This window comes from Nocardia sp. NPDC059228 (assembly GCF_042754245.1).
GTDB lineage: Bacteria > Actinomycetota > Actinomycetes > Mycobacteriales > Mycobacteriaceae > Nocardia.
This window is the reverse complement of record NZ_JBHZAL010000048.1, coordinates 33,297-42,949: the sequence shown is the minus strand read 5'-3', so window position 1 is coordinate 42,949 and position 9,653 is coordinate 33,297. Positions and strand designations below refer to the sequence as shown.

General features: G+C 66.1%; 8 protein-coding genes. 1 reads left to right on the top strand and 7 read right to left on the bottom strand.

Features of this window, described 5'->3' with window-relative positions:
- Positions 1-87 precede the first annotated feature (87 nt).
- Positions 88-1,632: a Rieske 2Fe-2S domain-containing protein gene (locus tag ACFXKA_RS38870; RefSeq protein ID WP_379431264.1), complete on the bottom strand. Its 1,545-nt coding sequence runs from the start codon at positions 1,630-1,632 to the stop codon at positions 88-90.
- Positions 1,633-1,677: 45 nt separating this feature from the next.
- Positions 1,678-2,520, bottom strand: a complete 843-nt coding sequence (locus ACFXKA_RS38865; RefSeq protein ID WP_379431263.1) for a hypothetical protein — start codon at positions 2,518-2,520, stop codon at positions 1,678-1,680.
- 99 nt (positions 2,521-2,619) lie between these two features.
- Between ACFXKA_RS38865 and ACFXKA_RS38860 the strand changes: the two genes are divergently transcribed.
- On the top strand, positions 2,620-3,372 hold the full coding sequence (locus ACFXKA_RS38860) for a lysophospholipid acyltransferase family protein (RefSeq protein ID WP_354847587.1): 753 nt from the start codon (positions 2,620-2,622) through the stop codon (positions 3,370-3,372).
- Between the two features lie 92 nt (positions 3,373-3,464).
- Here ACFXKA_RS38860 and ACFXKA_RS38855 read toward each other — a convergent pair whose 3' ends face one another.
- From ACFXKA_RS38855 to ACFXKA_RS38835, 5 genes are read right to left on the bottom strand one after another with little or no spacing between them, the layout of a single operon-like run.
- On the bottom strand, positions 3,465-4,079 hold the full coding sequence (locus tag ACFXKA_RS38855; protein WP_379431262.1) for a hypothetical protein: 615 nt from the start codon (positions 4,077-4,079) through the stop codon (positions 3,465-3,467).
- Positions 4,080-4,117: 38 nt separating this feature from the next.
- Positions 4,118-5,800, bottom strand: coding sequence for an ABC transporter family substrate-binding protein (locus tag ACFXKA_RS38850; RefSeq protein ID WP_379431261.1), 1,683 nt, complete (start codon positions 5,798-5,800; stop codon positions 4,118-4,120).
- Positions 5,801-5,844: 44 nt separating this feature from the next.
- Positions 5,845-7,704 carry an ABC transporter ATP-binding protein gene (locus ACFXKA_RS38845; RefSeq protein ID WP_379431260.1) on the bottom strand — a complete coding sequence of 620 codons (1,860 nt, stop codon included), beginning with the start codon at positions 7,702-7,704 and terminating at the stop codon, positions 5,845-5,847.
- On the bottom strand, positions 7,701-8,654 hold the full coding sequence (locus ACFXKA_RS38840) for an ABC transporter permease (protein WP_379431259.1): 954 nt from the start codon (positions 8,652-8,654) through the stop codon (positions 7,701-7,703). Before ACFXKA_RS38840 ends, ACFXKA_RS38845 begins: the two co-directional genes overlap by 4 nt.
- On the bottom strand, positions 8,654-9,631 hold the full coding sequence (locus ACFXKA_RS38835) for an ABC transporter permease (RefSeq protein ID WP_354847600.1): 978 nt from the start codon (positions 9,629-9,631) through the stop codon (positions 8,654-8,656). Before ACFXKA_RS38835 ends, ACFXKA_RS38840 begins: the two co-directional genes overlap by 1 nt.
- Positions 9,632-9,653 lie beyond the last annotated feature (22 nt).

Genomic DNA, 9,653 nt, shown 5'->3' with positions numbered 1-9,653 from the left:
TATGGGGTGCGCGTCACGCCGTGAGGGGCCCGGGGCTTTGCGCCGGGCGGGGGGCGGCCGATGCCCCGGGCATCGGCCGCCACCGGGTCAGACCAGTTTCTTCGAGCGCAGCTCGTGGCCCTTGGAGGTCTTGCAGCGGCCCGATTCCAGATCCCACTGCCAGCCGTGCAGGTTGCAGGTGAGCGTATTGCCCTCGACCACACCGAATTTCGACAGGTCGGCCTTGAGGTGGGGGCAGCGGCGCTGCACTTCCCAGCCGTCGAGCTCGGTGGAGGCGGAATCGTCGTGCGCCTCGGCGAACCAGCCGTCGGCATACGCGATGCGCTCGTCGGTGAGGCACTTGAAGAAGGTGTAGAGGAATTCGTTGTAGCCGCCGATGCGCCAGGTGGTGAAGCGCGTCGACAGGAAGATGGTGTTCACCCAGTCCGGCTCGTCGTCGCGCAGCACGGTGCGCACCAGCTGCGGGTCGATGCGGAATCCGTAGCGGTACTTGCCTTCTCCCTCGATGGGCTCGCGCACCACCCGCTTGGGGAAGTCGAGCACCACGGTCTCCTCGCCCATGACCAGGCCGACCGGGTAGCCGATGCCGTCGCAGATGAGGTCGCTCTGCGCCATGATCGGCTCGAACTTGGCCTTGAGCGCGGGCAGCAGCGGCTCGCCCTCGGCCGGGGCCCAGGTGGCCTTCTCGGCGGCCAGCACCGGCGCCATGCGCTGGGCCATGGCCTCGATGTAGGCGGCCTTGTCGCCGTAGATGGTGTCCGGGTCGACCGGGTGGGTGAGCGAATTCAGTTCCTTGCCACGCAGATCCGCGATCGAGCCGGGGATCATGAGCAGCCCGCCCTCGTTGCCGTGGATCTTCATCTGATCCAGGAAGACGATCTGGTCGGGGAAGATATTGCCCTCGTCGCCGCGGTCGTCGTTGAGGTAGCGCAGCTCGTCGTCGAGGAAGACCGGCGGGCCGGCCGACGGGACGACCCAGGTGGCCCCGACCTGTTCGATGTAGGAGCGGCAGCGGTCCATGCCGCGCTGGCGCTTCTGCTTGCCGAAGTTGGCCTTGGTCTTGGCCGGAATGTCGTACACCATCGGGTACCAGATGGCGCCGGAGTACTGCAGCAGGTGGATGTCCACGTGCCCGAAGGCGTCGTGCAGCACGTCCATGTCGACGGGCCGGGCGTCGTTCATGTTGAAGCACACGGTCTCCCCGTCGGCGACGACCAGGGCGGAGTCGCCGATCGGGCCGTCGGCGGGCGCGCGCAACGCGATGATCATGATGTCCAGGTCGCCGCCCGGACCGGTGACGGTGGTCTTGACCGAGTCCTCGGTCTCCACGAACTTGGTGAAGCCGAGCTTCTCGAGCTCCCGCTTGAGGTCCGGCACCGGGTAGTCGGGCAGCAGGACGGTGGCGTCCTTGTTGACCTTGTCGGCCAGGTGCTCGGCGTCCCAGTGGTCACGGTGCAGGTGCGAGACATAGAGGAAATCGCAGTTGCCGAGCTCGTCCCAGTCCAGCTGGGTGTTGTCGGGGAACGGGAACCACGATCCGAAATAGGCCGGATTGACCCACGGATCGCAGAGGATCGTTCCGGCAGCGGTTCGAATGTGGAATCCGGCGTGTCCGACGCTGGTGATCTGCACGAGCTTCATTCCTCCCTGACCGTTACCAGCCACCCAGAGTACTGGCTAGCCGGAGACGTCGCCGATGCAGTAACCCTCGGAGCCCGACTTCAAGGTGTATATCTGCTTTGTCTGGTCTCCGGCCCCGGTGGTGACGGGTACCGACACGGTGATGTACCCGCCGCGCGGCCACTCCGACTTGATGGACTGGTCCACGAAGGTCCTGACCGCCCCCGGCTTCGACGGGTTCACCGCCAGCGGCGCGGTGGCCGGTTTCCCGGTGCCGTCCGGATCCCAGGTCCAGCCCGCGGCGCAGACCAGTGGATACGCGTCCTCCCGGTCAGTGGGGTGCAGCGGCCGGCCCATGGAGCGAGAGAGGAAGCGCCGCACCGTGTGTCGCGCGTCGGCGTCGTTGAAGCCGAGTTCGCCGCCGGTCGGGTAGACGTGCGGGCAGGCATAGCCGGTGGCGATGTCGCGGTCCTGCGCGGTCACGGTGACCTCGGCGTTCTGCCAGGTCACGGCCTGGCCGCTGGACACACCCGGTCCGGCGAGCGCATCGATGATGATCTGCGGCTCGGCGTACATGCTCTGAATATTGGGCGGCGCCATGGTCCAGCAGCGGTCGGCCAGTTCGTCCAGCCCCCTTCCCTGCAGGTCGGCCGCCCAGCGCGCGACGGCCGGCGCCGCATTCGGTTTCCCGGGCGCCGCCCCGACGCCGCTGCTCACCGCCGCGACCGGGCTGGGGCTACTGCTGATTTCACTGGACATATCGAGGTCGGCCCCGAAATCCGTGCCCTCGATTCCGGCTTTCGAATCGCAGCCGCCGGCAAGGCAGGCCGCGCCGACTATCAGCGTCCCGAGCAACCACTGGTGGATTTGTGCACGCAACGCTGTCCGGCCGTTTTCCACTCGTGCGAACCTCTTTCAGTGTCGAGAAGTCACATCAACTGAATTGCTGTTACCGGGATCACTGGATGCCGCGCGGGCAGCGACTAGGCTAGCGGAACTGTGGAACCCGTCTATTACCCCGTCATCGGCCTGGCCCGCACGATCTTCGCGCTGCAGGGCCTGAAGTTCACCGTCAAGGGCGACGAAAACATTCCGGCGACCGGTGGCGCGGTGATCGCGATCAACCACACCGGGTACATGGACTTCACCTACGCCGGTCTGCCCGCGCGCACCACCGGGCGGTACATCCGCTTCATGGCCAAGAAGGAAGTCTTCGACAGCTCCGTCTCGGGGCCGATCATGCGTGCCCTCAAGCACATTCCGGTGGATCGTGCGGCGGGAGCGGAGTCCTACCACGAGGCCGTGAAGCGGCTGCGCGCCGGCGAACTCGTCGGCGTCTACCCCGAGGCCACCATCAGCCGCAGCTTCGAACTCAAGGAATTCAAGTCCGGCGCGGCCCGCATGGCCATCGAGGCCGGCGTCCCCATCATTCCCATCGTCATCTGGGGCGCCCAGCGCGTATGGACCAAGGGCTTCCCGAAGCGCCTGGGCCGCACCAACACCCCCATCTCCATCGCGGTCGGCAAGCCGATCCAGCCCTTCGAGCCCGCCGCGGCCCTCACCGACGAGCTCCACGCCACCATGTCCGACATGCTCCTGGACCTGCAAAAGGACTACGTCCACGAGCCCGGCGCGTACTGGGTGCCCGCGCGCCTGGGCGGCAGCGCCCCCACCCTCGAGGAGGCCAACGCCATGGACGCCGCCGAGGCCGAGGAGAAGGCCGCCCGCCGCGCACAGAAGCCGGCCGAATAACACAGCCCTACGTTCAACGGCCTGCTACGGGGAATCGGAGCCCCCGGAGCAGGCCGTTTCCGGTTGGGGCACCGAGCCCGGACGGCTTCGGCTCAGCTCGGGTCGGAGCCGCGAACAGCCGCCAGCCAGGTGGCCGCTGCCGCCGCGACCAGCGTCGCGACCGCGAAGGCAGGCCATCCGCCGCCGGAGGAGTACACCCACAGCAGTCCCGCGAACGGCCCGGCCACCGCGGACTGCGCATCCAGCAGAAGCTCGCGCCCGATCCCCGTCCGCCCCATCGCTTCCGGATCCGGCCGCACCGGATTATCGATCAGTTTCCCCACCGGCTCCGAATCCCGCAGTCGCCCAGCCGGATACATCCGGCGCCCCCCGACATGCACCGCCCGCCCGGACAATTCGGCCGTGTCGGGCGTGAGCATCACCAGCACCGGATCGAAATACACCGGCAGCCAGCGATTCTTCCCCTCGATCGTGAACTCCAGCCAGGACCGGCTGACCAGCCGATGCTGCTGCCGCACCCGCCGCACCGCCACCTCCCGCCGCTCCGGCCCGCCGGGCAACCCCGCGGGCAGCCACCCCAGCGCGACAGCGAACCGAAACCCGCTGTAGCCCAGGATGATCACGGCCACCGTGCCCAGCATGGCCACTTGCTCCGGATCGGCGAACGGGACCCAGGCGAGGGTGATCGCCAGGGTCCCGATCGTCACGAGCGCCGGATAGGCCAGGGGATGGCCCGTCCGGAAATTCACTTCAGGAAGCCGATTTTGGTGTAGTCGAGGCTGGCCAGACCGGCCGCGCCGTAGTTGGCGAGATTGGCGCGAACGGCGAGATTGCCGGGCGACTGCATGAGCGGCATCGAATGGCCTTCGGCGAACACCTGTTTGTCGACCTGGTTCGCCAGGTCGATCGCCTTGTCGGGATCGAGTTCGGAGACAGTCTTCTCGATCAGGTCGTTGAGCTCGGGCGAGCCGATCCGGCCGTAGTTGCCCTGGACGTCACCGGGGTGGTAGCCCCAGATCTGGTCGAGGCTGCCGAGCGGGAACAGGTCGCCGACCCAGCTCCAGAAAGCGATATCGAAATCGCCGGGCTGAATGACCTTGGTGAAGTAGTCCTGGCCGGGCTTGGTGTCGATGGTGAGCTTCACACCGATCGCCGACAGATTCTGCTGCATGATCTGCGCCATCTGCACCCAGGTGTCGTCGTTGTACATCACGTCGCGGATCTCGAGCTTGCGCCCGTCCTTCTCCCGGGTGCCGCCGCCGGCGGGCACCTTCCAGCCGAGATCGTCGAGCTCCTCGGCGGCCTCGGTGGGGTCGAAGGCGGGCGCGTTGTCCTGGTAGCCCTTCTGCCCGGCCATGTAGATGTGGTTGTTCAGCGGCTTCGGGTCGTTCACCAGTCCGCTCTGGATCGCGGTCGCGATGCCCTGCCGGTCGACGGCCTTGCTGATGGCCACGCGCAGCTTGGGGTCGGCGAGGATCGATCCGGGCGCGCCGTTGAAGGTGAAGTGCGACCACTGATTACCGGGCGCGCGGCGGATGGCCACGCCGTCGGTGCTCTGCGCGGTCTTGAGATCGTCGCGGCTGCCGATGCCGACAGCGTCGATCTCATTGTTCTGCAGGGCCGGAATCAGCGCCTGGCTGTTGAGGATGCTGAACGTGATGGTGTCCAGCTTCGGCGTCGCGCCCCACCACTTCGGATTGTGGCCCAGGACGATTCGGCCCTGACCGCGGTCGGTGGACTGTACGACGAACGGGCCCGCGGTCGTCGTGATGGCGTCGACCAGGCTCTTGTTGAAGGCCTCCGGCGTGCTGGTCACGGACTTGGGGTAGAGGAAGGAGTTGCCCGCGAACTGGCCCTTCCACTCCGCGAAGTGCTTGTCGAAGGTGATGACGGCCTGCCGGTCGTCAACCCCGCGCTCGATCTTCCCGACGCGGTCGAAGCCCTGGCTGTTGGCGATCAGGAAATCCTTGTTCTTGCCGCTGAGCGCATTGGCTTGGGAGGCGATGTCCTCCCAGGTGATCGGCGACCCGTCGGACCAGAATGCCTTCGGATTGATCGTGTACGTGACCTGCTGCGGATTGGTATTCGTCAGCTGGATATCGGTGAAGTAATTGGTGTCGACGGACAGATTGCCGGCCGCGTCGGACACGAAGGCGCGCGGCATCATCGACCGCTCCACGCCGGTGATCTCGATGTCATTGCCATCGATGTTCAGCGTGTTCCAGTTCGCCGGATACGCCGAGATGGCCAGCCGCAGATTGCCGCCGTCCTTCAGGTCCGCGACATCGTGCGGGTTGATATCACTGGTGGTGCCGAGTTCGGCCTTGCCCTGCGGGGAGGTGTTGTCACCGCCACCGCATCCGGTCGCCACCAGTGCCACGGCGACCAGTGGGACCGCGAGCCTCGAGCCGATCGAGCGAATCCTCACCGGTTGCTCCTTCCGTCGGAGTATTGCTGGAACACTCTGCGCCCCTATCCCGAAACGACCGGGACCGGGACAGCGTCGATGAGGGCGCGGGTGTACTCGTGCCGAGGATCGCCGAAAACCTGCTCGGCCGCACCGTATTCGACGATCCGGCCGCCATACATGACCGCGATGTCGTGCGCCAGATTGCGCACCACCGACAGGTCGTGTGACACGAACAGATACGACAGTCCGCGCTCGGCCTGCAGGTCGCGCAACAGGTTCAGCACCCCGGCCTGGATCGAGACATCCAGCGAGGACACCGGCTCGTCGAGCACCAGGATCTCCGGATCCAGGGCGAGCGCCCGCGCGATATTGATGCGCTGCTTCTGCCCGCCGGAGAAGTCGGCGGGATAACGGTCGGCGTGCTCTGGGCGCAGGCCGACCAGATTCAGCAATTCCCGTACCCGGCGCTGGATTTCGTTGTTCGAACGGCCGTCGATGCGCAGCGGCTGGGCGAGCGCGTCGAAGATCGGCAGCCGCGGGTCCAGCGAGGCCGACGGATCCTGGAACACGATCTGGAGCTTGCGACGGATTTCGCGGCGGCGGGTCTTGGTGAGGGTGGCGACATCGCTGCCGAGCACCTCGATGCGGCCGCTCTCCGGCGCGACGAGCTCCATGATCTGGGTCAGCGTCGTCGATTTCCCGGAACCGGATTCGCCGACCAGCGCGAGCGTGCGGCCCGACTTGATCTCGAAGCTGACGCCGTCGACCGCCTTCACCTCACCGGTCCGGCGTTTGAAAACCACACCGGAGGTGATCGGGAAGGTCTTCTTCAACTCCGAAACCCGCAGGACCACTTGCTCATCGGTGGGGACGGGGATCTCGGCGGGCGGCACCTCGCGGCGATAGGCCGTGAACAGCTCCGCGGATCCGACCTCGGCCACCCGGATGCAGGCAGCGCGATGGCCGGGTTCGGTGTCCTGCAGGGGTGGTTCGGCCGCCAGGCAGTCCTCGACCGCGACCGGGCACCGCGGCGCGAACGGGCACCCCGGCGGCAGCTCGTGCATGGCCGGTGGCGCACCGGCGATGGGCACCAGCGGCACCCGCGCCGGCCCGTCCAGCCGCGGGATGGAACCCAGCAGGCCGACCGTGTACGGCATCCTAGGTGTGTTGAAAAGTTCTGTGGTACGCGCGGTTTCGACGATCCGTCCCGCGTACATGACCGCGACCCGGTCGGCGAGCGTGGCCGCGATACCCATGTCGTGCGTGATGAAGACGACGCCGGCGCCGGTGATGTCGCGCGCCTTGCGCAGCAGATTCAGGATCTGCTTCTGCACCGTGACATCCAGTGCGGTGGTGGGCTCGTCGCAGATGATGAGCTCGGGATCATTGGCGATGGCGATGGCGATCACCACACGCTGCCGCATACCGCCGGAGAACTCGTGCGGAAAAGCCTTGGCGCGCACGGCCGCATCGGGGATGCCGACCAGGTCGAGCAGTTCCACCGCCTTCTGGGCGGCCTCGCGCTTGCTCATCTTCCCGTGTGCCAGCAGCGCTTCGGCGATCTGGTCACCGACCTGGTACACCGGCGTCAACGCCGAGAGCGGGTCCTGGAAAACCATGGAGATCTTGCTGCCGCGCAGCGTGGACAACTGCCGGTCATCCATGCCGAGCAATTCCTGCCCGCGCAGACGGATAGACCCCTGCACCCGCGCCTGATCGGGTAGCAGGCCCATGATCGCCAGTGACGATACCGATTTTCCGGAGCCGGATTCACCGACGATGGCCAGCACCTCGCCGTCCTGCACGGTGTAGCTGACACCGCGCACGGCGTCGATGCGGCCTTCCTCACCGGGAAAGCTCACGCGCAGATCGGAGACCTCGAGCAGCGGGGCGGTAGTGGTGCGAACCGTCTTGTCCGTCATGCCTTGGCCTTTCCGGCGTTCTCGGCCTTGCTCCCGCGATCCTTGCGACGTGAGCGCGCCCGCTTCGCGGTCGGGTCGAAAGCGTCGCGCAGACCGTCACCGACCAGATTGGCGCACAACACGATCGTGATCAGGAACGCGCCCGGGAACATGAACAGCCACGGATAGGTCAATGCCGACTTGGTTCCCGCAGCGATCAGAGTGCCCAGGGAGACGTCGGGCGGCTGCACACCGAAATTCAGGTAGCTGAGCCCGGATTCGCCGAGGATCGCGGCACCCACGGCGAGGGTGGTGTCGATGATCAGGATGGAGGCGATATTGGGGAGGATGTGCGTGGTGATGATCGTCCGGGCCGGCGCGCCCATATACCGTGCGGCCCGGACGAATTCGCGATCCCGCAGGCTCAGTGTGAGCCCGCGTATCAGACGTGCGCTGATCATCCAGCTGAACAGGGACAACAGCAGAATCAGCAGCAGGACGGATCCGCTGCCCTTCATACGCGGCGCGAACAGGGCCACCATGATGAAGCTCGGCATCACCAGCATCAGGTCGACCACCCACATGATGGCGGTGTCGGTCCATCCACCGAGCAGCCCGGCCACCGATCCCATTACGGCCGCGATGGTGCCGGAGATCAGTGCGACCGAGAAGCCGATGATCAGCGACTTCTGTAGTCCGCGCAACGTCTGCGCGAGGATGTCCTGACCGATCTGATTGGTGCCGAACGGATGTCGTGAACTCGGTGGCTTCAGCAAGGCCGTGTAATCGAGCTGCTGGTAGTCGTATTTCAGCAATGGCGGCAGTGCATAGCAGAGGATCAGCATCAGCAGCAGGATCGCCAGGGCCGTCACTGACACCTTGTTACGGAGGAAGCGCCGAACCACCAGTTTGCGGCGGCCCGCCGCCATGGGTTCGGGCGTGCCCGCGACGATGATTTCGGTTTCGGTCATCAGGCACGCACCCTGGGGTCGAGAATCGCGTAGACGATGTCGGAGAGCAGGCCCGACAGCAGGATCACCAGGGCAGCGAACGCGGTGATGGTCACCACCGGGTACAGGTCTTGCGCGGTGATCGAATCCACCAGCCATTCACCGACGCCGTGCCAGCCGAAGATCTTCTCGGTGAAGACGGCACCGGTGACGAGTCCGCCGAATCCGTAGGCGAACAGCGTTGCCATGGGGATGAGCGCGGTTCGCAAGCCGTGCTTGAACAGGGCACGGGTGCGGGTGAGCCCCTTGGCGCGGGCGGTTCGGATGAAATCGCTCTGGAGCACGTCCAGCATGGCGTTGCGCTGATAACGACTGTAGCTGGCGGCCGCGCCGAGGATCAGGCCCAGCGTTGGAATCACCATGTGCTGGAGGCGATCCACGAACTGGTTCCACGCGCCGTGCACGACGTTCGCGGAGGTCTCACCGGTGTAGTAGAAGACCTGCGTCCCGGTCAGCGTGTTGGTCTCCAGCGCACCGTATTTCAAGAGGGTCGCCAGCAGGAATACCGGAGTGCTCAGCAGCAGCAGGGAAAACACGGTGGTGACGTAGTCGCTGAGTTTGTATTGCCGGATCGCGCCCGCCGCGCCGATCAGCACACCCAGCAGGGTGCCGAGCACGGATCCGATGATCAGCAGCCGCAGGCTCACCCCGATGCGGCGCGGCAGCTCCTCGCTCACAGGCTGTCCGGCCATGGTCTTGCCGAAATCGCCGTGTGCCACGATGCCGCCGACCCACTCCGTGTAGCGCTGCGGGATCGGCACGTCCAGTTTCAGCTCATCGCGTTTGGCATCGATCACCGACTGCGGCGGGCGCGGGTTGCGATGCTCGAGACTGTCGAGTGGGCGAAAGGTGAGGGACGCGAGACTGAAGGTCAGGAACGACGCCAGCACCAGCAGCACGACATAGTTCAGCGCACGTCGCAGCAGAAAACCGGCCATCATTCCCTTTCGGGGTCGAGTT

What these genes read in the sequence shown, in the direction of transcription:
- ACFXKA_RS38845 (WP_379431260.1), bottom strand. Translation starts at nt 7,704, where the DNA reads ATGACGGACAAGACGGTTCGCACCACTACCGCCCCGCTGCTCGAGGTC.
- ACFXKA_RS38840 (WP_379431259.1), bottom strand. Translation starts at nt 8,654, where the DNA reads ATGACCGAAACCGAAATCATCGTCGCGGGCACGCCCGAACCCATGGCG.
- ACFXKA_RS38835 (WP_354847600.1), bottom strand. Translation starts at nt 9,631, where the DNA reads ATGGCCGGTTTTCTGCTGCGACGTGCGCTGAACTATGTCGTGCTGCTG.